This is a genomic window from Shewanella sp. ANA-3, assembly GCF_000203935.1.
Classification (GTDB): domain Bacteria; phylum Pseudomonadota; class Gammaproteobacteria; order Enterobacterales; family Shewanellaceae; genus Shewanella.
In genome coordinates this window covers 63,219-85,778 of the sequence record NC_008577.1, presented here as the reverse complement: position 1 = coordinate 85,778, position 22,560 = coordinate 63,219, and the positions used below count along the sequence as shown (strand labels likewise).

Sequence of the window (22,560 nt, the reverse complement as noted above, 5' to 3'; positions counted from 1 at the left end):
ATTAATGCAGTTCAGCCTCGCAGCAGTTGTCGCTATCAAACTCATATTGCTGAGTATTAAAGCGCTGCCTGTAGGCCCTCGGGGTTAAGCTCGTTAGCTGAATGAATAATTTGCGAAACGAGCTGACATCCTCATAACCCACACGGGTGACCACTTCCTCTAAGCCTAAACTGGTCGTTTCCAATAGGCGTTTTGCCTCATCCACCCGCAGACGCTGCACATAGCTGGCCGGAGTCTCGTTTAATGCCTTTTTAAAGCGGCGAATAAGGGTGCGCTTACCTAAAGCAAATTTATCAGCAATATCATCTAGTAACAGCGGTTCGGTTAAATGATGCTGCATCCATTGCTGCACATTCCAAATCACCTCGTCCTTATGGCTTGACGTCATCAGATCCATGGTCATAAAGGGTTGTTGGGATTGGCGATTAGGATCAATCAACAGGATTTTTGCCATCTGGCTTGCTAACTGCTCACCCACCAAAATGTGCACTAAATGCAGGGCGAGGCTCATATTCGAGGTTGTCGCCCCCGCGGTATGCAGATGGCCGTCGGACACCACCAGCTTGTCCATCCGCAGGTTCACCTTGGCAAAATGTCGCTGAAACATCTCATTCAGCCACCAGACGGTGGTCGCTTCACGCCCGTCCAGCAGGCCGGAGGCCGCTAAAATCAAGGTGCCAGAGCAATAGGCCGCCAATGGTTTACCTGAGTCGGCAAACAGCCTTAACGGTTCGAATAAGGATTCAAAATCATGAAGATAGTTTTGAAACTCGCTTTTATTGGTCACCATGGCCGAAGCCAAAATCACCGCATCGGAGTGCAGAATATCATTCGGGGTATTAAGCCCAACGGCAGGCACTTTAATACCTTGATTCGTTAGGATATCACCGCCATGACTCGAGACCACTTGGCACTCAAACAGGTCTTGTTCGGCCTGTGGATTGACTCGCCGCCAATAGGTATTGCAGAAACTAAACACATCGAGAAAACCAATAATCCCGCTGGCAACCGTATTGTCCGTCGCCAAAATAGTGATCCTTTTCATCCCAATGCCCTCGCCAGCCTCATCATGCATTGAGTCTAGCTTACTGGCTAAAAATGTCACTACTCACCCTAAAATTGTCAATAACGACACTTCAAGCCCAATGCGGGAGTTTTTAGACTGTGCTTAAACCTCCAGCACACAGGACGACACTATGACACAGCGCACCCTCAGCCAGTTTAAACGCCTGCTGGCCTTTGGCTTACTCAGCCTCATTTGGGCACTCTTGCTCTGGTTAAACTTCAGCATTGCGCCCAATGCCTTCGCGCATTTTGTGGCTATCCCAGTGCTGTTTATCGCGACAGGTGTATCGGCGCTGCTGATCACCAGCAAGCCACCAACTCCGAACAAGCCAATAAAAAACCCAAGCTAGGCTTGGGTTTATGTCATATAGCTGTGCGGCGCGTTATTTTGCCTTAGGTCTAAAAGGCTTAATCACGGCTTCGTTACACTCGAGGTACGGCCCTTCCATCAGGTCGATGCAGTAAGGGATGGCGGGGAACACCGCATCTAAACATTCACGGATAGATTTTGGCTTGCCCGGCAGGTTCACAATTAATGAATCCCCTCGCAAGCCCGCAGTTTGGCGCGAGAGAATCGCCGTAGGCACAAACTTTAACGACTCGGCGCGCATCAACTCGCCAAAGCCCGGCATCATGCGATCGCACACGGCCTCAGTCGCCTCAGGCGTGACATCGCGTTTTGCTGGACCAGTGCCGCCCGTGGTCACAATCAAGCAGCAATCTTGCTCATCTGCCATCTTGATCAGGGTCGCTTCAATCACATCCTGCTCGTCGGGGATCACTTGATAAATCGGCTCCCACTCGCTGGTGAGGTAATCATTGAGGGTGTCGATAATGGCCTTGCCCGAGATATCCTCATAAATCCCCGCACTGGCACGATCGCTTACCGTAACAATCCCGATTTTTGCTTTGCTCATAGGAAATCCCCAATCATGTTGAAATAAAACCAATCGACCGAAAGCAGAGGAGAAACCTATGCTCCTTCGACTATAAGCCGCAGCTAAAATAGCATAAATGCTCGACTAATGGGGCAAGTAAAACGTGATGAAGTTCGCGCAATAGGCTCGAAAAAAAGCTAAGGCAAGCAATCACTCACCTCAGCTTGATGGTTTGCAGGAAGTGTTAACTCACCTGTGACAATGTGGGCAAGGCAGGGAAAGCGCCCTTCTGCCCACAGGTTACGGCGCCGCAACGCACCGCAAACTCAATCGCCTTGCGCAACTGTGCCTGACATGCGAGTCGATGTTTTAAGGTTAAATGCTCGAGATCAAACGCCAACTCAAAACCCAGTGCAAACAAAAAACCCGCCATAAAGCTGTCGCCCGCCGCCGTGGTATCAACGGCTTTAATTTGGGGGACTGGCACACTAAATCGTTCATTCACTGTGATGCATTGCACTGGATTGGCGCCGTCCGTAATCAAAATAACTTCAACACCGTGCGCCAAACAAAACTGCAAATAATCTTCGAAACTCTTATTCCGCGTTAACGCTAAATACTCAGCCTCTTCACGGCTCATTTTCAGTACCTGAGTGTAACGAAAACACTGCTCAACCCGCTCAGCAAGCAATGCGGTATCGGGCCAGAGTGATAAGCGCAAATTAACATCAAAACTCACTATCTTATTGAATGAATTCGCACAACAAGCGCCGTAGAGACTCGCGTTAAAAATGCTCGCTTCGGTAAAGGTATTGGAGCAGAGATGAAAAATATCCATCTGTTGCCATGGAATGGCATCAAAATGGCGCGGGCTATAGCAAAGATCGGCAGTCCCTTGGCGGTTAAACTCAAAGGTCCGTTCGCCATGCTCATCCAAATTTACCACCACAGTCGCCGTTGGCGCCTCCGGCACTTGGGTCAAGTAATCCGTTACAACCCCTTCATTCGCTAGGGCTTGTTTTAACATAGCCCCATAATCATCGGTGCTGATGCCGCCGGCAAAGTAACTCTTGCCCCCCAGTTTGGCATAACCCACAGCCACGTTTGCAGGCGCGCCGCCCGCAATGGCTTGATGGGACTTGCCGCTAATATCTGTGGGCAATAAATCCACTAACACCTCACCGAAACTGAGTAATACCGTCATATGGATCCCTTTATGTCTCTAATGGTTAAGCAAAAAGCCCATGCTTGATGGGCCTTTTAAATTGTTGGTTTTAAGCCTCAAACCCGCCGGAGTTAAAACTCGTATCTCAAGGTTGCACTCGTGGTTCTGCCATTAATGGTGCGAGCACGGATAATATTGTTATCAGGAATCGAACCCTCTTCAGCTTCGGTGATACCCGTGGCGTCAAACAGGTTGTTGACGTTTAACGAGACGCTTAAGGCCTGAGTCAAGTTGTAGGTTGCAAAGGCATTGACCTGATTATAACCATCAAACTTGAGGTCATTATTATCCTGTGCATAGGAGTCAGTAGTGCCAATCAGGTTGATGCCCACTGAACCTTGGTCAAAGTTATAACGGCCCATCAGTGAGTAGATAAAGTCGGCCTGTCTTCTTGGGGTATTCCCCACAACGTCTGGCGTTAACGCATCCTTGGCAATTTCAGCATCTGTCCAAGTGACATTGCCCCTAAAATCGAAGTCACCGATAAAATAGGCCGATTCAATTTCAATACCTTTGGCTTTGTACTTACGGTCGAAGAAACGCTGACTGGTCGCCTCGAAGTTTTGCTCTTCGGTCTCTGAATAGAAAGCGGTCGCGAACACAGATAAATCATCGTAACGGTACTTAACGCCTAACTCATATTGATCCACATTATCGACAGCGTCTTCTTTTGCCACTGAACCATCGGCACGAACCTTACCAAATAACAGGCGATCCGCATTGGCACGGCCACCATGACTCAAGCGACCAAAGGCGGCTAAATCACTGTCAAACTGATAGTTTGCGCCGAGTGAATAGGAGGTGTAGCTCCAGTCATAATTCACGGGTTGCGGATTGGCATTATCGATAGAAGAGACGCTCTGCTCAGGAATAGAGATAACGCCATCCAAGTTCATATCCACTTGCGATTGCACATTACCTGCGTAGTAACCACTGGCATCACCGCTGTCGTACCGCACACTGGCATCCAACGACAAATCCCCAAAACTTGACGCTACCGCAAGATAAGGCGCCTTAATGTTGTATTCGGTATCGTAATTACGTTGGCAACAGTTGCCCCAATAAGGCACACCATAGCCGTAGAGCCCAGCATCGGAATAGGCGGTACCATCGGCGGCCACCACATCGAGCAATGCGGCGTTATCCCCTTTGACTTCCATCAGATAGGAGTTCCACATCCAGGTCATATTGATATTTTGGGTGGCATTGTAATAACCCAGAGTAACGCTGGTATCGTCAAAAGTTTTCGTTAATTTTAAGTCGTTTACGATTGAGCCAAAGTCATTCATCTTGACGTCGAAGGTATGGATACGCATGGCGAGTCCATCCATAGGATTGCCCGCATCGGGACCATTGGCATAAATCAACTTGGCGCCAGTGCCGGCAATACTGGCCGCAATGTCGGCACCATTAGCCACTTCGGCAGGGAATGGCGCCATAAAATTACCGCTCACATCCGAGAAACGGAAACGGTTTTCGACCTGCCAATCATTGCCTAAATCAAAAGACGCCTCTAAACCCACAGAGTTAACCTCAGGGTTCATACCATCGCGCATATCACCGCGACGACGCTCACCATCGGCGCCCAAACTCAGGGTTGAGAGGAAATAAGCTGATTGAATAGCATCGGATTTCGCATTAAAACCTGGGACAGAACTACCGTCCGAATACATTGGCATAGGTAAGTAGCCAATACTCTTATCATCTAAGTGTTTAAAATAAAGACGAACATAGCCACTATCGAACTCTTTGGTAATGTTGGCTTTTACCTGGCCGCCCTTGTTGGCATCATAACCAGCTTGGCGAGGACCTTCGCCAGTCCGCACAAATCCCCCCACATGGAAACGCAGGCTATCATTGATACTCGTGCCATATTCAAAGTCAGTACGGAAGGTATCGTAGTCCAAGCCAAAGGTGGTAGACACGCTGCCAGCATCCGAGCTCCCAGTTTTACTGATCACGTTAATAATGCCGCCGGGAGCATTACTCGCCGCAGTGGATGCCGAACCACCACGAATAGATTCAATAGTTTGCACTGTAGAGTCTAAACGTAAAAAGATATCCGCATTACCAAAGGCAATATCGCCAAACTGCAGAATTGGTAAACCATCTTCTTGGATTTGAAGAAACTTAGCACCACCCGATGCCACAGGTAAGCCACGGACCGCAATGTTAGCATTACCTTCGCCGCCCGTTGATTCCACCTTCATCCCCGGAATGATCCGGAACGCTTCGGCGGATGAACGTGGAGTACTAACCTCCAACTCCGCGAGTGATACGCTGCTAACTGACACGCTCGAGTCCATGACGCGAGTACCACGGGCCACGCCCGTAACAGTAATGCGCTCAAGGCCTAACGCATCTTTCTTGGTTTCTTCCTGCGCGGGTGCATCGGCAGCCCAAAGCTGAGAACTCACCAAGACGGCGATGGTACTTAACAAGAATTGTTGTGATGTGCGATTTATCATTATTTATGTCCCCACCCATATTTTGAGAAGCTGCCTATATCTCCCCACGGCAACTTCTACTGAATTGTTGTTAATCGATTAGTGAGTCTTGTTTGGTTCCCAAAAACATCTTAATCGATTAAGTTAACAAGTTAGCAACTAAATAACAAAAAGCAAGTGCGTTTTTTGTACAAGCCAACAAACTTAAAGTGGGAACAGCTGGCAATTAATTGATTAATCGAAAAAATGTGACAGAAAAAATTTTTCTGTCACATTTCAATTCAAGCGGTTTCACGGCTTAACAGAGCTTGAGAAGGATCTTTAATCAGATTAACCCCCGCTAACAGGCACAACAAAACGGCAAACCCGGTTGCGAGGTAAAAGCCATACTTCACATGGCCGAAAATATCCCCAACTAACCCCATGCACAGGGGAGCCAACGCCGCAGAAACCGCGGTAAAAAACAGGATAACTCCAGCCACAGAGCCGTGCTGTGCCACGGGGAAACAACTGATCCCCTTGGAGTTTAAAGTGGGATACATCATTGACATAAACAGCCCTGAGAGGGGCAAGAGAATAACAGCGGCCTCAACGCCATAGAGCATTGAACCGAGGTAGCAAAGGCTGATCGCTAAGCTAAACCAGAACATAACCTGTTGCCACGAAAAGTGATTTAATATCCACCCACCCAAAAACCGTCCACCCGCTCGCAGGGTAAAAAAGATGGTCAAGGCATAGGCCGCAAGTACTGTGTAATCCCCCTGATACTCTTGCAGCAAGCTAGGCATCCATACATAAATCGCCACTTCGGTGGCCACATACAAACCAATAGCAAGGGAAAACCCTAATGCATAAGGATTTTTCATCATACTGAAGGTATTCGTCAGATTAATTGTTTCCGTTGAAGATCGCTTAACCTGCGGATAATCGGCCCTAAACGCTAACCAACAGAGCAGCAGACAAAACACACCCGCCCCAAAATACAAATACTTCCATGACACACCACTGATAAGCAGATAGCTGACGATGGCTGGCCCCACCATGGCGCCGACCCCAAAAAAACCTTCGACCGTATTCATGGTGCTGGAATGCTGTTTTGTCGACCGAGAAATATCACCGATCAGGGCTAAGGCCCCGGTTTTAAATACCCCTATTGCCAAGCCCACCAAGGCCAATAGCAGCAGGAAATAATAAAACGACTCCCCAAGCGCAAATAAAAAACAGGCAATGGCGAACAACAACAGCCCTAATAAAATGGTTAGTTTACGCCCTATTTTATCCGCCAAAAAACCGAGGAATAGACCACTTATTGCAATAAAAATCATCGGCATATAATGAAAGGCGCTCGCCTGTGATAAAGAGAGGCCAAACTCAGAAATCAGCTGAGGAATGATCACGCCCACGGCATCTGAGGTCATAGCGAACATAAAAAACATTAAATACGTCAGCACTCTAATTCGAGTGTGATGGCGATTTTCTACAGAATTTGAATCACTTACCATACTGTTTCACCTTATCGTTATCGCGCTAAATCCCCCTTGAAGCTAGCTAAGCCCCAAACAGCTTTAGGCATTATTTATGTACAGCAGTGAGCTAATCCCCCCAAAACCAAGACTAACTCAAAAATCTAACAAACCACTTGAATAATGTTTCACATTGGTTAAATATACAACTTAATCGATTAAGTTTGTTTGTGCAATTTATAAATAACCGCCAGCAAACTTTACTCTGGGAAGGCTACTAAAGCGTGGGCAAAGTATGAAAAATCAAGTGCAATTGATCACCTATGTCGATCGGATAACCGGTGCCGGACTCAAACAACTCAAAGCCTTACTCGATAATGAGTTAGATGGTTTATTTGGGGGCGTTCATCTACTGCCATTTTACTATCCCATCGATGGCAGCGATGCAGGGTTTGATCCCATAGACCATGTACAAGTGGACTCACGCTTAGGTGATTGGGACGATGTCAAAAGCATAGGCGAAGCGTTCGACATCATGGCCGACTTGATCGTTAACCATATGTCCGCAGAATCTCCCGAGTTTAAAGATGTGCTCAAACATGGCAAACAATCGGTTTACTGGGATTTATTCCTGACCAAGGACAAGGTATTCCCAGAGGGATTAAGTGAACAGGATCAAAAAGCTATCTATCGCCCCCGCCCAGGAAGCTGCTTTAGCACTTACACCTTAGCGGATGGTTCAACGGAAGAATTTTGGACCACCTTTACCCGTAACCAGATCGATATCGATGTTAACTCAGCTGCAGGTAAGGATTATTTAAACCGCGTATTGGCGCGATTTAACCACAGCAAAGTCAATTTAATCCGCTTAGATGCCGCAGGTTATGCGATAAAAAAACCCGGCACTAGCTGCTTTATGATTGAGGAATCCTTCGAGTTTGTGGATAAATTAGCGAAACAGGCCAATGAGTTAGGTATGACAACCCTAGCCGAAATCCACTCCCATCATATGACGCAAATCGATATCGCCAAACGAGTGGACATGGTTTACGACTTCGCCCTGCCACCGCTCATCCTGCACACGCTGTTTAGCCAAGATTGTAGCGCCCTGAGTCACTGGCTAGACATGGCCCCTCGCAACTGCATTACCGTTCTCGATACCCACGATGGCATTGGTATTATCGATGTCGGCCCAATGGATGGCTTACGCGGATTATTGAACGAAAAACAAATCGATAATCTGGTCGAAACCATACACGGCAACAGTCAAGGCGAGAGTCTACAAGCCACTGGGGCGGCCGCCAGCAATGTCGATTTGTATCAAATCAACTGCACCTATTACGATGCCCTAGGGCAAAATGATCTAGATTACTTGATGGCGCGAGCAATTCAGTTTTTCGCACCGGGTATTCCTCAGGTCTACTACACAGGCCTGCTTGCCATACCAAACGACATGACGTTGCTGAATCAAACCCACGTCGGCCGAGACATTAATCGCCCCTATTTAAACCGGGAAAAAGTGCAACAAGCCCTGCAAAAACCTGTGGTTAAAGCCCTCATCCAATTGATTAAACTGCGTAATAATAGCGCAGCATTCAATGGCCGCTTTTCGATGGCTGCAAGTGGAAAAACACTAACTCTCACATGGTCTGCACAAAATGCATCGGCCAGTCTTAGTCTCGACTTTGCCCATAAACAAGGGCTGATCACCCTACTTGATGAGCAAGGCATCGAAACCCAAATCGCATTAGCAGACCTGCTCACTCAAGCACAGGCCTAATGCAGAACAAAAACAAAAGGCGCTTAATTAGCGCCTTTTGCATATAAAACTGATTGTATTAACAGCTTTTGCCTAAACGTAGTTCATACCCTAATACCTGAGCATGCACGGCATCGTCGATAAACATCTGCGCTGCCATTTGGCCTTTTTGTTCCGAGTATTGGTAAACCGTGGTCAGTGGTGGAGTTGAGCGAGTCGCCTCATCAATACCATCAAATCCCACGACACGAATATCCTCCGGAATCGCTAATCCCATGGCCTGCGCCTCACCCAGCACGCTGAGGGCAATTAAGTCGCTCATACATAAAAATACATTGGGTCTTGGGGTTGAGTTTAATGCCTCCTTGGCCGCAATCCGCGCATACTCCGCATTACTTTCTGGAATATTCCAAATCCGATCATTACCAAGGGTGACACCCGTTTCCTCAATCGCCTGTAAATATCCCTGCAACCTCTGGTGCGCAATCGACATATCGATTTCGAGCAAATTCAAATCGTAAACTCGGCAAGTTAAATGGGTATCGAGTAGCCTCAATCCCAATATTGCAACTTGATCGGAGGGAGATTTTAACGCCAATTTTGCCACCTCATAGGCGGCTAACTTATTGTCAATGCTGACAGAAGCGTTGCGGTGGATATCAAAGTCCACTGTAACCACCTTCTTCTTAACCTGTTTTAATTGCTCGGCGAGCAAGGCATTGCGCGGGCGACCATAACAAATAAACCCATCCACAAAATCGGCCACCGCATTCACACTGTCGGAGCTGCCAGAAAATAGCAGTAAGTTGAGTTTTTCCCGCTCCAATACCGAAGCCACCCCCTTCATAAACTTACTGGCGACAGGATCGGACACCATATATTCAACACTATCGGACAGTACCAGCGCGACGGTATCAAATTTGCCCCTACGTAGGGACTGCGCCGCCTTGTTTGGGCCAAAATACCCCAGTTTAGAGCAGGCGGCTAAAATCTCGTTGCGACGTTTTTCCGATAGCTGATCGGGACGATTAAAAGCATTAGAAACAGTGGCGTTAGAGACACCTAGCTCGTTAGCTATGCTCTTTAAAGTCCAGTTTTTAGTTGTCATGCAGAATTCCTGGCAAAGAATGGGGTCACAGCGGAAGCTAACCTACCGCAAATACTACACAGCTTAAATCCGTCGTGCACCAACAAATCTACTCATGATCCCTAAGCGCAGTCGCAGGCGAGAGATAACCCACAATCGCCGAGCTGAGCGCCACCAGAGCCGCCGCGATAAAACCCCATTGGAAGGCGTGATGCACAACCTCTATGGGTAACTGCTTTATTGCCGCAATTCCCACCTGCGCCCCGTCAAGCGGCAATAAGCCATATAGCAACAGACTGAATAAAGCCGTACCAATTGCCGCGCCCATGGAACGACTCAAGGACACCATGGCGGTGATTTGGCTTAAACGCGCCTTGCCCGACACGCTCTGCACCACTAGCTGCACGCTGGGCATCACAGTCCCTAAGCCAATGCCCACCAGCACACCTAAAGCGCCAATCAAATTCGCATTCGGCGGCACTAAACCGATTAAGAGCAAACCGATAAAGGCTAAGCCCATGCCGAAGGTCGGCAACCATTTAGGCGCCACATCCCGACTCAACAGCCTGCCAGCGATGGTGGAACCTGTGACAATGCCAAAGGTCATTGGCATCAGCAGCAAGCCCGTTTTGGCCGGATTGGTGTGCAGACCGACCTGCAAGTAAATGGGTAAAAAGAAGATCATCGCAAACAGGCAGGCGGCAAACAGCGCGGCCGTGAAGAGCGGCATATAAATGGCTTTATTGGCGAGTAAATCCAGAGGTAAGAAAGGACTCTCACGCCGACGCTCCCACCACAACAGAACAAGGGCGCCCACACAGATAAATCCCATAAAGCCTAAGCTTGTGGCCGATAGCCAAGCAAAGTCTTGCCCCGCCACAGACAACCAATACAACAGCGCTGTGATGATCGTGGGAAATAACAGTACGCCGAGTAAGTCAAACCGCCCTTGCCGCACCGGTTTAACACTCTGTTTATGCAAGCGATTAAGTCGCCAAACCGCCAGCATGACCAAAGGAATATTCGCCCAAAATAACCAGTGCCAAGAATAGGCATGCACCACAAAGCCACCAATCACAGGGCCGCCAACACTGGCGAGGGTAAACATAGCGGCAAAATAACCCTGAAAACGTGCCCTTTGTCGTATCGGTACTAATTCCCCCACTAGGGATTGGGACAGACTCATCAGCCCGCCACCGCCGAGACCTTGGAGGATCCGCCCGGCAATCATATGGTCCATCGTACTGGCACTGGCGGAAACGATTGAACCCAACGCAAACACCACTAAGGCGATCATCAGGATTTTAGCGCGGCCAAAGTTATCTCCTAGCCAGCCGTAAATAGGCACACTGGCCGCCATCGCCAGCATATAACCGATAGTGATCCACGAGGCTTGCCTGAGGCCGCCAAGATCTTCCACTATGGCAGGGGTTGCGGTAGCGAGTAGGGTTTGATCGACTGCTGCCAGAAACATGGGCAAGAATACGGCGGAAAAAATCGCCAGAAAAACCGAGGTGGGCAGAGGCTCATGTTGGGACGAAGCAGACGCAGGGGTCATAGAGTCTCCACCTGTGATTAAGGCTTAAATTCGCCTTGCATTCCAATACTTTGATGCCCAATAACTATTTAGCAGACTCGAAATTTTCACCCCTTGGCTCGTCGAGACATGGAGGAAATTATTCCCGCCCACATAAATGCCAACATGGTGCGTGCTCCAACCCGTTTTGAAAAACACTAAGTCGCCTTTACGCAGTTGGTCCCGCGCCACGGGTTTGCCGAGGGCTTGCTGTTCTTCTACTGTGCGCGGCAGAGTCATGCCCAACATCTTTTGATAAGCGACCGACACAAAGGCCGAGCAATCAATGCCTTTTTTAGTGCCGCCACCTAGGCGATAGGGTACGCCGCGCCATTCGGAATGGAAATCGGCGATATTGCTATCGTTCCAAACGGATACGGGTTCAACTTGCTTCACCACAGGCTTAGGTTCTGGCGCGCTCGCACAGGCGCCAAGACCTAAAGCTAAGATAACTATCAGTAATCGTTTCATTAGCGTAAAACTCATCGCAGGCAATTCTTGCGTAATATGGGTGCTATCAAAGCGATAACGAAAATATCGTGAAAAAACCGATGGTAACAGCCTAAGCTAATCCCAAGCTTAAAACTATAACGCCGTCCACAATAAACGAATACCCACCAGCACCATTAAAATCAAGATGATGCGTTTAAACAACCTATCGCTGATCTTATCTTGAATCGCCAACCCCAGTTTTACGCCTAACCAAGCCAAAGGCGCAAGTAATAGCGAAATCAGAATGTTACCTTGGTTAATTTGCCCGAGCAGACTGTAGGGCACCAACTTAACCAGATTCACCACCGCAAAAAATACCACTGCCGTGGCTAAAAACTCTGGCTTGGCCAAGCGTAACGGCAGCAAATAGGCATTGAGTGGCGGCCCGCCCGCATGGGCCACAAAGCTGGTAAAGCCTGCAGTTAAGCCGCAGAGCCGCCCCACGAGTGGCGAAGGCGTTGCTTGGGTTTTATCCCCTAATATCAAGCCATAAAGACCAAAACCTAAGGACACACAGCCTAAAATTGCCCGTAAATAATCTTCGTTTAAGCGGTCGAACAGCCAATAGGCTATGCCTATGCCCACTATCGCCGCGGGTAAAAGGATCCATAATTGGCGAGGGTTATGTTGGCCCCACCAGGAGCGAACACTTAAAAAATCCATATAAATCAGCAATGGCAACATGATTGCCGCAGCAGTTGCCGGGCTTATGGCGAGCGCTAATAGAGGCACGGTCAGGCCACCGACGCCGCCGGCAAAACCCGATTTAGAGATCCCAGTGATCAACACCGCAGGAATCGCCACCAGCCAAAAAACAGGGTCTGTTAACATCCCTTATTCCCAATATTGCGTTAAAGTCATTAAGGTCGAGCAAAGAGTAACAGGCCTTGAGGGCGATAACACGCCTCGCTGCACCAGCATAAATGTTAAGTCTATCCGTGTCTAAATGAAGATAAGAAGTCGATATGAGTCAAATGCAAACATCGCCATTTTACGGCGGCCCAAGGGAATGCCCCGTCGAAGATGGGCGGATCCAAATCCAGCATATTGCTCCCAAAATCAGTGATGTGGGCGGGATACCCGTGGCGCGGGCGATTCCACAAAAACCGCGTCGACTCATAGGACCTTGGTGTTTTCTGGATCATATTGGCCCAGTCACCGACGGCCCCTTAATGAATGTGGGCGAGCATCCCCATATCGGCCTTCAAACCTTCACTTGGATGCTGGAGGGGGAAATCATGCACAGGGACAGCCTAGGTAGCGCCCAAGTGATCCGCCCAAAGCAGGTCAATCTGATGACCGCGGGCCATGGTATCGCCCACACCGAAGAGTCCATCGAAGGTCATCGCACTATGCATGCGGTGCAGCTATGGATTGCGCTGCCGCTGGAGCACAAAGACACAGCCCCGAGATTCGACCATTATCCCCAGCTGCCCACTTGGCAGGAGGCGGGCGTCGAATTTACCCTATTGATAGGCTCGTGGAAGGATAAACAAGCGCCAACGCTGCACTTTTCACCAATCGTCGCGCTCGATATCTTCGCCGCAGAGGCGACACAACTGACGCTCAGGCTAGACCCGCGATTTGAATATGGCCTAATGCCACTCGAAGGCAGATTCGATATCGACGACGAGGCCTTTGATAACAATAACCTCGCTTACCTTGGCATGCTGCGCGAGAGTGTGACGCTCGACCTTCACCCTGGCGCACGTTTACTGCTGATTGGCGGCGCGCCCCTCGCCGATACCGTCAGTATTTGGTGGAATTTCGTCGGCCACAGTAAGGAAGATATCGCCAGCGCCCAAGCCGATTGGGAGGCCAAGTCCCCACGTTTTGCCACTGTGCAGGGTTATAACGGCAAACGCTTAATGCCGCCGCCCATCCCTTGGTAGCCCAAGCCTTTCATGCGTTAGCGCGAGGTAACCGAGCTAGATTGCCTCGCGTAATGGCGGTATTTGCAGCCACTATCCAATGCAACTTGGCGAGCAGAACCGCCAGCCTGATGTAAATGCCAGACAACATTCACAAGCCAAACCCCAGAAAATTTTACGGATTTTTTACGCGCTATCCCTACAGGCCTTTGCTAGAGTAGCCTTAACTTCAGCAACGCCTTAGCCGTTATGACTTTTGCAAACACAGCCTCCATCAACCAATACTGGCGCACGCACCCCGCGTTATTTACCGCCATGTTGTTAGTGATTGCTTTGCTCACAAGCTATTTGATTGATTACTTTTCAGGCTCGGCCATTGCCGTACTGCTTATCCTGCAATTAGCCGTGGTCGCCGTGGCCCTGCAATGCAGCGCCAACTACGCCTATTTTGTGGCCGTGTTTGGCGCAGTGAGTTTCAATTTTTTATTCACCACGCCGCGCTATTCGTTGCAGATGTTCAACGTCGAAGACATAGTCAATCTAAGCGTGTTTTTGCTGGTCGCCCTCACTAGCAGCAAGTTAGCCGAACATTACCGCCGCCAGCAGCAGGCACTCGAACAGGCACAGCTCAGAAATAGCATTTTGCTCTCAGTCTCCCACGATTTACGCACGCCGCTTGCGACCATTATCGGCACCTTAACCACGCTGAAAGAATACCAAGCTAAACTCAGCCCTAAGCAAAACGAGGAGCTTATTGACTCGGCCGCCGCCGAGAGTCATCGCCTGCACCAATATATCGAAAACCTCTTGCAGGCGACCAAGTTACAACATGGCGTGCTCAAATTTAGCCTAGACGAAGCCAATCTACGCGAAGTGTTACAGCGTACGATTGCCCGCTTTCAAACCGCGCAACCTAGGATCCAAATTCATAGTGAGCCAGAACTTCCGCCATTAATGATTTGCAGCTCTTTGATTGAACAGGCGATTTTTAATGTGCTCGACAATGCCCTGCGCTACTCGCCCGCAGAACTGCCTGTCACGGTAAACCTGTACCGCCACCAACAGCTGCTACGCATCGATATTCAAGACTTAGGACAGGGGATAGCGCCAGCCGACGCCGAGGCCATTTTCGAGCTGTTCTATCGTCAACATCCCTCGACCGATGGCGGTGCGGGATTAGGCCTAGCGGTCGCTAAAGGCATTATTACCGCCCACAGGGGCAGCATCGGCGCCGAAAGTGTCGCCCAAGGCAGCTTGATCCGCATCGCCTTACCCATAACCACGGAGGCGGCATAAATGGCTTATAAGGTCTTAGTGGTGGATGATGAGCCGCAAATCCATACCTTTATGCGGATCTCACTCGAAGCGGAAGGCTTTGAATACTTAAGCGCCACCAGCATAACCACGGCGCTTAAACAATATCAAAGCCACCAGCCGCACCTTATCGTGCTCGACCTCGGCCTGCCCGATGGCGATGGTATCGAATTGCTCCATGGGCTACGCCAGCAGGATAAGACCCCAGTGCTGGTGCTCACCGCCCGCGATCAGGAGGAAGAAAAAATCCGCCTGCTCGAGGCAGGCGCTAACGATTACCTGAGTAAGCCCTTTGGCATCAGGGAATTAATCGTGCGTATCAAGGTATTAGTCCGCGACCTTGTGGATACCTCAAGCACCATCGATATGCTGCAATTTGGCCCGCTCACCCTACAAAAGAGCAGCCATCAATGCTGGCTGAATCAACAGGAAGTGGCGCTCACTAAAAAGGAATTTGCCCTGCTCGCCCAACTCATGTCCCACCCGGGGCAATTACTGAAACAGAGCGATCTGCTGCGCAATATCTGGGGCGAGACTCACCAAGAAGATAGCCACTATCTACGGATTTTAGTCCGCCAGCTGCGTAAAAAGCTCAACGACAGCGACGAACAACAGCTGATCAAAACCGAGCCCGGCTTAGGGTATCGACTCACCGACCTCGGCCCGCCCTAGGCCAGCTCGCCTCACTCTTTAGCTCAACCACAAAAGGATATGAAATGGCACATTTTACTGTCATCGGATTAGGCCGCTTCGGCGTTGCCGCGAGCCTCGAACTCATCCACTTAGGCCACACGGTTACCGGTGTCGATAGCGACCCAAAAATCGTTGAAAAATATGTAGAAAGTCTTACAGAAGCGGTGATTTGCGACTGCGCCGATGAGGCGTCGCTGCGCGAACTCGATCTGACCAACTGCGAGGCCGTGCTGGTCGCTATCGGTGAGGATATGCAGTCTAGCCTGCTGTGCACGCTGGCACTGAAAAACCTCGGCGTGCAGACGATTTGGGTCAAGGCCAGCACCAAGGCGCACCATACCATAGTGTCGAAACTCGGCGTTGCCCGTATTATTCATCCCGAGGAAGAAATGGGGATCCGCGTCGCCCAGTCGCTTAACTACCCTATGGTGAATAACTTTCTCGCCATCGGCGATGGGCTTTATATTGTTGAAATCCATATTAAAGCCCAGTTACATCACACCACTGTTGGCCAACTGCTCGGGAGCTTGCAGGAGCACAGCGCCGATGAGCAAACCAATGTCCCACGCAATCCTAAGGGCAAGGTAGCGGCGCTGATGGTTAAGCGTGAGCACAACGTATTTAGCAAGATTGATAGCGACTTTAGCCTGCACACAGAGGATGCCCTATTCCTCTGCGGTAGCCGTGCCGAGTTAAAACAGCTCGCACCAAGGTTGGTGTAACGTGGTTCAATGGCATCCTTCGCTCACCCTAGAGCACACACCTAAAAGCGGTAAAAAACTCTTTGGCGCGCCGCCCTTTATCTTAAGTGTTAGTTTTGCTCTGCTGATCTTAATTGGCACTTGCTTGCTTAAACTGCCCATCGCCACCGAGTCACCAATTACTTGGCTACAAAGCCTCTTTACCGTGACCTCGGCGGTGACGGTCACAGGGCTTGTTGTCGTCGATACTGGCAGTGTGTTCACGCCCTTTGGCCAAGTGATTATCGCGCTGTTAATTCAATGCGGTGGCCTAGGCTTGATGACCTTTGCCATAGTCACGCTAATAGCGCTGGGCGGTAAGATAGGTTTCTTGCAGCAAACGGTGGCGAAAGAAGCCTTTAATCAAACCGATACCTCCACCTTAGTCTCGACTGCTAAGGCCGTGCTGATGTTTTCACTATTGGTTGAAGCTGTGGGAATGCTGATTTTATCCGTCTACTGGAGCGGCGAGCTGGGCTGGCAAACCAGCCTGTTTCATGGCTTCTTTTATACTATTAGCGCCTTTAATAACGCGGGTTTTGCCCTAAGCCCAGATAGTTTAATCCCCTATGTGGCCGACCCAGTCGTTAACCTCACCATCACAGGTTTATTTATTGTGGGCGGCCTTGGGTTTTCGGTGTGGATTGACCTCAAGCGCAATAAACGTTGGGCTAAACTCACCGTCTACAGCCGCATGATGATTACCGGCACCATACTGATCAATGCCGTAGCAGTGATAGCCATTTACCTGATTGAGTACAACAACCCCAACACCCTCGCGCCCTTAAGCGAACTAGGCAAATGGTTAGCCTCTTGGTTTCAAGCCGTAACCCCGCGCACCGCAGGCTTTAACACCCTGCCCATAGACCAACTCGAGGATGGTTCCACCCTATTGATCTTAGTGTTGATGTTTATCGGCGGCGGCTCCCTCAGCACCGCCAGTGGCATTAAGGTGGTGACCTTTATGGTGTTAATCCTCGCCACCTACGGCTATTTACGCCGCGATGAAGCTGTATATGTGTTTAAGCGCGAAATCCCCAAAGACACCATTAGCAAGGCGCTCGCCCTAACGATGATCTCCATCGGCGTCACTTGGCTGGCAATATTCGCCCTCGTGCTCACAGAAAAAGCCCCGATAATGGATATCGCCTTCGAAGCCGTATCCGCCCTCGGCACAGTTGGGCTATCCCGAGGATTAACAGGCAATTTATCCAGTGCAGGCCAAGGAATTATTATCTTTATGATGTTTATGGGGCGCCTCGGCCCACTGATGTTGGCCTACTTCCTTGCCAACCCAAGGGTAAAAAAGCTGCGCTATGCAGAAACCAAATTAGCAATTGGCTAAGGATTGGTTGGTGGGTGATACATCAAATTGACAGACCATCAGAGGTTTGTCACACAGAGCCATTGCGATAATCGATTTGTGTGAGTCCATCTAGAACGGATGGATTCACTCGCTCATTTACGGACAAAAAGAGTGTAAAGCATGGATTTGGTAGGACTGATGAAGAGGGTCAAATTTGGAACTTAGCTCTTTAAACGCTGACTGATAGGCGAGCCATGGCATTTGCTCGACGACGCGGTGAATAGAAACCTTGGGTTTCTAAGCTTATGAACGAGAGCCATGGAAGGCGAACTGGCCGTTAAACACGGATGTTGTTCAAGTCCATCCGTGGATGCTCGACCGCCCCGTCCGTGGTGCGGACGGTCGTCTCGCTAATCACCATGGATCACCTCTTTAGCATCGGCGTAACCTGTTCGTTTTGAAAGAAGATTAGTAACTCGTTTAGGGACAATTCTGAGTTAGCCGCAGAGGAGTCAATTTACCGTTCAGATAACTTTTGGTATCCCAAAAATGAAAATCGGCAACTTAATTTGAGCTACCGATGATGAGAGCTTTTGGAGCATATTGAGTTTAATCCTCACCAATTACGGTAAGGTATTTTTGACTTGTTAACAATAATCTGCCCTGCGAGCCTTTGCTCTCTAAGGTAAAGCTCCAAACCTTGAAGAGCTGTGTCCATATTCTTGTTAGGGCCAATTGTGATCGATTTGATTGCTCTTATGTCAAAAGGTAACTCTAAGTAAGGAATCAATAGATTTTTGCTAGTACGAAAACTGAGTGGATCATTAACAAAAATTGGTGTCGTCAGAGTAGTTCCACCTGAACCAACCTGCACTATATTGGTATTATGTCTATTGCTGTTTGAATATGTGCATAGCCTTACTTCTTGTTCTTCGAGGAAGTGTTCGTTTTTACATCTAAGACAAAAATGTAGGAAACTCAGATACGTTTGATAAATTCGGTCGGCGTTCGGCGAGTGATTTTGGAATAATCCGTTAATGCAATGTTCGGCATGCAATTGAGATTGACGAGCTTTTTCACTCTGATCATAAATACATTCTTCGAAGGTTCTAACAGGCTGAATACCAGGGTTAATGACAGAACTTCTGAGTATGTCATCGTCAAATTCTATGCAGTAACCACCTTCTTGTGGGCAGTAGCTACGCCATTGCGATAGCATGTCAGGCGATTTAGAAAATGAACAGGATAGGGCTAATGTGTCATTGAGATACTGAAGAATAACGCCAACTTGTGCTCTTTGGGTGCTATTTGCGTTGATGTTTACGAGGTGTTGTTCGATATCCTGTTGGAGCATATGATAGCCGTCGATAAACTCATGCTCATCATTCAAAAATTCATGACCAGTTAGCCATAGCTTTTTGTGCTCTAGTAGCCCTCGCACAGCGTTGATGTCAGTATAATGATAAAGAGAATTTGGCATAACTCATTGGTACTTTTGGGTTTTAGTTAGTTGATATGTTCTTCCTACTAACCCTTAGATTCAATAGATTTCTCAGTTTGTTTTTCGGATAACATTTATTTGGGGAGTGTACTTAAACAAAATTTGAATTATTTTTTGTTCTAAGGCGTTTTGGGGCAAAAGCCTTTAGCCAGATGAACAGTTCAATGATCGTTAAAATTGCCATTGTTGCAACAGTGTCCGTTGGCGGCGTTTACACTTCCATGTATTGCAGATGCCGCCGTCGAGCCTATAGGGATACTTCTTGTAAAATAAAAGGGCGGCGTGTCACAGGGGAAATAGTGACAATGTATACAACGCCAACTTCCTTGAATTGTTATGTGCAGAAAACAAACTTAAATTTACGTATTCCACCGCGCTAACTGAGAATTTCCCAATATAAATTCGATCTCATTTTGCGACAGTACATTTGCATCTTCAGATTCAAGCACTTTAATATCTAAATGACATCCCATATTGGCACAAAAGAACTTTACTATTTTCAATCTAAAACTAGTAAGTTCATTCACTTCTAACTCTTTGCTTGCGCTACTTAGCAACTTGAGAGCATCAGCTCTTATACGGACGTATTCTTCATCAACCCAATGTTCATCTGAATCATCCTCAAAATTGTTATGACAAGCGATTTCTAGTTCATTTAATTTTTCTAAATATTTCTTCAAACTTTATTGTTCCCAAACAGACTAAACCGCTTGTCCAGCCGCCACGCCAGATGCCCAAGCCCATTGGAAGTTAAACCCTCCCAACCAACCGCTGACATCCATCACTTCGCCGATAAAAAACAGGCCAGGGACTTTTATGGCTTCCATGGTTTTGGAGGAGAGTTCATGGGTATCTACGCCGCCGAGGGTCACTTCGGCGGTGCGATAGCCTTCGGTGCCATTCATTAACACAGTCCAGCGGTGCAGATCGTCGACTAACTTGGCACGCTCTGCATGAACCAGCTGATTTAAGGCTTTGTTGAGTAAAGCCTCATCGAATAACACTTCCACCAGCCGCTTAGGTAACCACTGGCTCAAGGTATTACGCAGACTCTGTTTAGGATGTGCGGCCAGTTGTTGCTCTATGGCCTGCGCGGCATCCATATTGGGTAATAGATTGATTTCTATGGTTTCGCCTGCTTTCCAGTAGTTGGAAATCTGCAAAATAGCGGGGCCGGATAAGCCTCTGTGGGTAAAGAGCAGGGCTTCACTAAAGGCGGTGCCATCTTTGGCGGTAATGCGGCTCGGTACGGCAATGCCCGACAGCGGTTCGAAGCGAATTTTATCTTCGCTGTGCCAAGTAAAAGGCACCAGACCCGCGTGAGTTGGCAACACCTTAAGCCCAAACTGCTCGGCCAATTGATAGCCGTAGGGTGTGGCGCCGAGTTTTGGCATTGATAAACCGCCGGTGGCGATCACTAAGGAGTCGCAACTTAACTCGCCATTTGAGGTGTTTAGCTCAAAGCGACCAGCCTCAGTTTTGCTCACCGCCAGAATATCGGTGCGAAGTTTAATACTCACGCCCGCCCACTCACATTCGGTCAGCAGCATAGTAACTATCTCTTTAGCCGAGTCATTACAAAACAGCTGGCCATGGTCACGCTCGTGGTATTCAATGCCGTGGCGCTCAACCAGTTCAATAAACTGCTGCGACGGATAACGCGCCAATGCGGATTTGACAAAGTGTGGGTTGCCACAGATAAAGTTGGCGGGTTCGACTTTCAGGTTGGTAAAGTTACAACGGCCGCCACCGCTGATAAGGATTTTACGCCCAGCCTGCTTGGCATTATCGAGTACCAGTACATCACGACCTCGGTAACCCGCTGTTGCAGCACACATTAATCCTGCGGCGCCGGCTCCGATAATAATTACATCATGATGTTTCACACTTATACTCCAGTCGATAAATTAATTTGGCTATTGCCCATCATCCCAAATAGTTCAAAGACTGAGTGACAGTATTGGTCTTCAATATTGGGGTAGATATTCCGCGTTCAGCATCCAGCCTTGATGGATACAGCCAATGCAGACTGCTGCCTGTACATTAAGGCGATAGCGATCGGACATAAAAAAGGGCGCTATTTTAGCACCCTTTATTTTATTCAGCATCATCACGACTCGCGCTTTATTGCGCTGGCGTTTCTGATTTCTTTTCTCTGCTGAGCAGTTCTTTGGCGGCATCCAAGGGCGCTTTGCCTTGGTATAACACTTGGTAGATTTGCTCGGTGATCGGCATTTCGACGCCCATGCGCTTCGCTAGAGTAAACACTTCTTTAGTATTGCGATAACCTTCAACCACTTGGCCGATTTCGGCCTGGGCGGTATCCACATCGCAACCTTTACCTAAGGCTAAACCAAAGCGGCGGTTACGGGATTGGTTGTCGGTACAAGTTAACACTAGGTCGCCTAATCCAGCCATGCCCATAAAGGTAGCGGTACTTGCACCTAAGGCTTCGCCTAAGCGGGTTAACTCGACTAAACCACGGGTAATTAACGCCGTTCTGGCATTAGCACCAAAGCCAATACCGTCTGACATGCCCGCACCAATGGCGATAACGTTCTTCACCGCGCCGCCTAATTGCAGGCCGATAAAGTCGTCGTTAGCATAAACGCGTAAACGTTTAGGGCTGTGCAGCAATTCCACTAGCTCAGCGGTAAATTTGGGACAAGTACCCGCAACCGAAATCGCCGTAGGTAACCCCATAGCTAATTCCTTCGCGAACGTCGGTCCTGACAATACCGCCAGCGGATATTGCTCGCCTAACACATCACGGGCCACATCTTGCAGCAAACGTCCGGTTTCAGGCTCGAGTCCTTTGGTCGCCCATACGATGCGAGCATCTTGGCGTAACAAAGGTTTCGCTTGGGCCAGTACCGAGCCAAATACATGGCTAGGTACCACAACCAGCACATTATTGCTGGCCGCTAAGGCTTTGGCTAAGTCGGCTTCGATATGTAAACACTCGGGGAAGGCAATACCAGGCAAGAAAGCTTGGTTGCATTTGTCCTGAGCGAGCGTTTGCATATGGGCAGGATCGTGCCCCCACAACAAGGTCTTATGACCATTGCTGGCTAGAGAGATGGCAAGGGCGGTGCCATAAGAGCCCGCCCCTAACACAGTGATATCGGCAGAGTTTTTCATGT

20 protein-coding genes are annotated in these 22,560 nt (G+C 48.8%); 7 read left to right on the top strand and 13 right to left on the bottom strand.

Annotated elements, in window-relative coordinates; genetic code table 11:
* Position 1 precedes the first annotated feature (1 nt).
* Positions 2 to 1,045, bottom strand: a complete 1,044-nt coding sequence (locus SHEWANA3_RS00390; protein ID WP_011715354.1) for a helix-turn-helix domain-containing protein — start codon at positions 1,043 to 1,045, stop codon at positions 2 to 4.
* A gap of 151 nt (positions 1,046 to 1,196) precedes the next feature.
* Between SHEWANA3_RS00390 and SHEWANA3_RS00385 the strand changes: the two genes are divergently transcribed.
* Positions 1,197 to 1,415: a hypothetical protein gene (locus tag SHEWANA3_RS00385; RefSeq protein WP_011620903.1), complete on the top strand. Its 219-nt coding sequence runs from the start codon at positions 1,197 to 1,199 to the stop codon at positions 1,413 to 1,415.
* Positions 1,416 to 1,448: 33 nt separating this feature from the next.
* Here the strand turns inward: SHEWANA3_RS00385 and mog are convergent, their stop codons facing one another.
* The 4 genes from mog to SHEWANA3_RS00365 form a co-directional block, all read right to left on the bottom strand.
* Positions 1,449 to 1,982: a molybdopterin adenylyltransferase gene (gene mog, locus SHEWANA3_RS00380; RefSeq protein WP_006083754.1), complete on the bottom strand. Its 534-nt coding sequence runs from the start codon at positions 1,980 to 1,982 to the stop codon at positions 1,449 to 1,451.
* A 205-nt stretch (positions 1,983 to 2,187) separates the two neighbouring features.
* The gene (locus SHEWANA3_RS00375) at positions 2,188 to 3,147 is read right to left on the bottom strand and encodes a carbohydrate kinase (RefSeq protein WP_011715353.1); all 960 of its coding nucleotides are present in this window, start codon (positions 3,145 to 3,147) and stop codon (positions 2,188 to 2,190) included.
* A gap of 92 nt (positions 3,148 to 3,239) precedes the next feature.
* A complete protein-coding gene (locus tag SHEWANA3_RS00370; protein WP_011620901.1) occupies positions 3,240 to 5,636 on the bottom strand; it encodes a TonB-dependent receptor in 2,397 nt (798 codons plus the stop codon).
* Positions 5,637 to 5,896: 260 nt separating this feature from the next.
* Positions 5,897 to 7,117, bottom strand: coding sequence for an MFS transporter (locus SHEWANA3_RS00365; RefSeq protein ID WP_011715352.1), 1,221 nt, complete (start codon positions 7,115 to 7,117; stop codon positions 5,897 to 5,899).
* Positions 7,118 to 7,373: 256 nt separating this feature from the next.
* On the opposite strand from SHEWANA3_RS00365, the gene gtfA reads away from it, so the two are divergent.
* Positions 7,374 to 8,858 carry a sucrose phosphorylase gene (gtfA, locus tag SHEWANA3_RS00360; RefSeq protein ID WP_011715351.1) on the top strand — a complete coding sequence of 495 codons (1,485 nt, stop codon included), beginning with the start codon at positions 7,374 to 7,376 and terminating at the stop codon, positions 8,856 to 8,858.
* 58 nt (positions 8,859 to 8,916) lie between these two features.
* Here gtfA and SHEWANA3_RS00355 read toward each other — a convergent pair whose 3' ends face one another.
* The 4 genes from SHEWANA3_RS00355 to SHEWANA3_RS00340 all read right to left on the bottom strand — a co-directional run bounded on the left by SHEWANA3_RS00355 (position 8,917) and on the right by SHEWANA3_RS00340 (position 12,823).
* Positions 8,917 to 9,945: a LacI family DNA-binding transcriptional regulator gene (locus tag SHEWANA3_RS00355; RefSeq protein ID WP_011715350.1), complete on the bottom strand. Its 1,029-nt coding sequence runs from the start codon at positions 9,943 to 9,945 to the stop codon at positions 8,917 to 8,919.
* Positions 9,946 to 10,033: 88 nt separating this feature from the next.
* Positions 10,034 to 11,482 carry an MFS transporter gene (locus tag SHEWANA3_RS00350; protein WP_011715349.1) on the bottom strand — a complete coding sequence of 483 codons (1,449 nt, stop codon included), beginning with the start codon at positions 11,480 to 11,482 and terminating at the stop codon, positions 10,034 to 10,036.
* Between the two features lie 24 nt (positions 11,483 to 11,506).
* Complete coding sequence (locus SHEWANA3_RS00345) at positions 11,507 to 11,971, bottom strand: NlpC/P60 family protein (RefSeq protein WP_041408656.1); 465 nt, start codon at positions 11,969 to 11,971, stop codon at positions 11,507 to 11,509.
* Positions 11,972 to 12,085: 114 nt separating this feature from the next.
* Positions 12,086 to 12,823 carry a sulfite exporter TauE/SafE family protein gene (locus SHEWANA3_RS00340; protein ID WP_011715348.1) on the bottom strand — a complete coding sequence of 246 codons (738 nt, stop codon included), beginning with the start codon at positions 12,821 to 12,823 and terminating at the stop codon, positions 12,086 to 12,088.
* 134 nt (positions 12,824 to 12,957) lie between these two features.
* Here SHEWANA3_RS00340 and SHEWANA3_RS00335 point away from each other — a divergent pair, with 134 nt between their 5' ends.
* From SHEWANA3_RS00335 to SHEWANA3_RS00315, 5 genes are all read left to right on the top strand, one after another.
* A complete protein-coding gene (locus tag SHEWANA3_RS00335) occupies positions 12,958 to 13,884 on the top strand; it encodes a pirin family protein (RefSeq protein ID WP_011715347.1) in 927 nt (308 codons plus the stop codon).
* A 228-nt stretch (positions 13,885 to 14,112) separates the two neighbouring features.
* Positions 14,113 to 15,159 carry a DUF4118 domain-containing protein gene (locus SHEWANA3_RS00330; protein WP_011715346.1) on the top strand — a complete coding sequence of 349 codons (1,047 nt, stop codon included), beginning with the start codon at positions 14,113 to 14,115 and terminating at the stop codon, positions 15,157 to 15,159.
* Positions 15,160 to 15,849 carry a response regulator transcription factor gene (locus tag SHEWANA3_RS00325; protein WP_011715345.1) on the top strand — a complete coding sequence of 230 codons (690 nt, stop codon included), beginning with the start codon at positions 15,160 to 15,162 and terminating at the stop codon, positions 15,847 to 15,849.
* Positions 15,850 to 15,893: 44 nt separating this feature from the next.
* A complete protein-coding gene (locus SHEWANA3_RS00320) occupies positions 15,894 to 16,592 on the top strand; it encodes a TrkA family potassium uptake protein (RefSeq protein ID WP_011624699.1) in 699 nt (232 codons plus the stop codon).
* Position 16,593: 1 nt separating this feature from the next.
* Positions 16,594 to 17,955, top strand: coding sequence for a TrkH family potassium uptake protein (locus tag SHEWANA3_RS00315; protein WP_011715344.1), 1,362 nt, complete (start codon positions 16,594 to 16,596; stop codon positions 17,953 to 17,955).
* Positions 17,956 to 18,532: 577 nt separating this feature from the next.
* Here SHEWANA3_RS00315 and SHEWANA3_RS00310 read toward each other — a convergent pair.
* The 4 genes from SHEWANA3_RS00310 to gpsA all read right to left on the bottom strand — a co-directional run bounded on the left by SHEWANA3_RS00310 (position 18,533) and on the right by gpsA (position 22,558).
* Positions 18,533 to 19,396 (bottom strand): DUF2971 domain-containing protein, encoded by an 864-nt coding sequence (locus tag SHEWANA3_RS00310; protein ID WP_011715343.1) that lies wholly within the window; start codon positions 19,394 to 19,396, stop codon positions 18,533 to 18,535.
* 380 nt (positions 19,397 to 19,776) lie between these two features.
* On the bottom strand, positions 19,777 to 20,097 hold the full coding sequence (locus SHEWANA3_RS00305) for a hypothetical protein (RefSeq protein ID WP_041412469.1): 321 nt from the start codon (positions 20,095 to 20,097) through the stop codon (positions 19,777 to 19,779).
* A gap of 21 nt (positions 20,098 to 20,118) precedes the next feature.
* Complete coding sequence (locus tag SHEWANA3_RS00300; RefSeq protein WP_011715342.1) at positions 20,119 to 21,303, bottom strand: NAD(P)/FAD-dependent oxidoreductase; 1,185 nt, start codon at positions 21,301 to 21,303, stop codon at positions 20,119 to 20,121.
* Positions 21,304 to 21,541: 238 nt separating this feature from the next.
* Positions 21,542 to 22,558, bottom strand: a complete 1,017-nt coding sequence (gene gpsA, locus SHEWANA3_RS00295; protein WP_011620883.1) for an NAD(P)H-dependent glycerol-3-phosphate dehydrogenase — start codon at positions 22,556 to 22,558, stop codon at positions 21,542 to 21,544.
* Between the last annotated feature and the right edge of the window lie 2 nt (positions 22,559 to 22,560).

What these genes read in the sequence shown, in the direction of transcription:
- SHEWANA3_RS00330 (WP_011715346.1), top strand. Translation starts at nt 14,113, where the DNA reads ATGACTTTTGCAAACACAGCCTCCATCAACCAATACTGGCGCACGCAC.
- mog (WP_006083754.1), bottom strand. Translation starts at nt 1,982, where the DNA reads ATGAGCAAAGCAAAAATCGGGATTGTTACGGTAAGCGATCGTGCCAGT.
- SHEWANA3_RS00370 (WP_011620901.1), bottom strand. Translation starts at nt 5,636, where the DNA reads ATGATAAATCGCACATCACAACAATTCTTGTTAAGTACCATCGCCGTC.
- SHEWANA3_RS00365 (WP_011715352.1), bottom strand. Translation starts at nt 7,117, where the DNA reads ATGGTAAGTGATTCAAATTCTGTAGAAAATCGCCATCACACTCGAATT.
- SHEWANA3_RS00320 (WP_011624699.1), top strand. Translation starts at nt 15,894, where the DNA reads ATGGCACATTTTACTGTCATCGGATTAGGCCGCTTCGGCGTTGCCGCG.
- SHEWANA3_RS00355 (WP_011715350.1), bottom strand. Translation starts at nt 9,945, where the DNA reads ATGACAACTAAAAACTGGACTTTAAAGAGCATAGCTAACGAGCTAGGT.
- gtfA (WP_011715351.1), top strand. Translation starts at nt 7,374, where the DNA reads ATGAAAAATCAAGTGCAATTGATCACCTATGTCGATCGGATAACCGGT.
- SHEWANA3_RS00325 (WP_011715345.1), top strand. Translation starts at nt 15,160, where the DNA reads ATGGCTTATAAGGTCTTAGTGGTGGATGATGAGCCGCAAATCCATACC.
- SHEWANA3_RS00310 (WP_011715343.1), bottom strand. Translation starts at nt 19,396, where the DNA reads ATGCCAAATTCTCTTTATCATTATACTGACATCAACGCTGTGCGAGGG.
- SHEWANA3_RS00350 (WP_011715349.1), bottom strand. Translation starts at nt 11,482, where the DNA reads ATGACCCCTGCGTCTGCTTCGTCCCAACATGAGCCTCTGCCCACCTCG.
- SHEWANA3_RS00345 (WP_041408656.1), bottom strand. Translation starts at nt 11,971, where the DNA reads ATGAAACGATTACTGATAGTTATCTTAGCTTTAGGTCTTGGCGCCTGT.
- SHEWANA3_RS00340 (WP_011715348.1), bottom strand. Translation starts at nt 12,823, where the DNA reads ATGTTAACAGACCCTGTTTTTTGGCTGGTGGCGATTCCTGCGGTGTTG.
- SHEWANA3_RS00375 (WP_011715353.1), bottom strand. Translation starts at nt 3,147, where the DNA reads ATGACGGTATTACTCAGTTTCGGTGAGGTGTTAGTGGATTTATTGCCC.
- SHEWANA3_RS00335 (WP_011715347.1), top strand. Translation starts at nt 12,958, where the DNA reads ATGAGTCAAATGCAAACATCGCCATTTTACGGCGGCCCAAGGGAATGC.
- SHEWANA3_RS00385 (WP_011620903.1), top strand. Translation starts at nt 1,197, where the DNA reads ATGACACAGCGCACCCTCAGCCAGTTTAAACGCCTGCTGGCCTTTGGC.
- SHEWANA3_RS00390 (WP_011715354.1), bottom strand. Translation starts at nt 1,045, where the DNA reads ATGAAAAGGATCACTATTTTGGCGACGGACAATACGGTTGCCAGCGGG.
- gpsA (WP_011620883.1), bottom strand. Translation starts at nt 22,558, where the DNA reads ATGAAAAACTCTGCCGATATCACTGTGTTAGGGGCGGGCTCTTATGGC.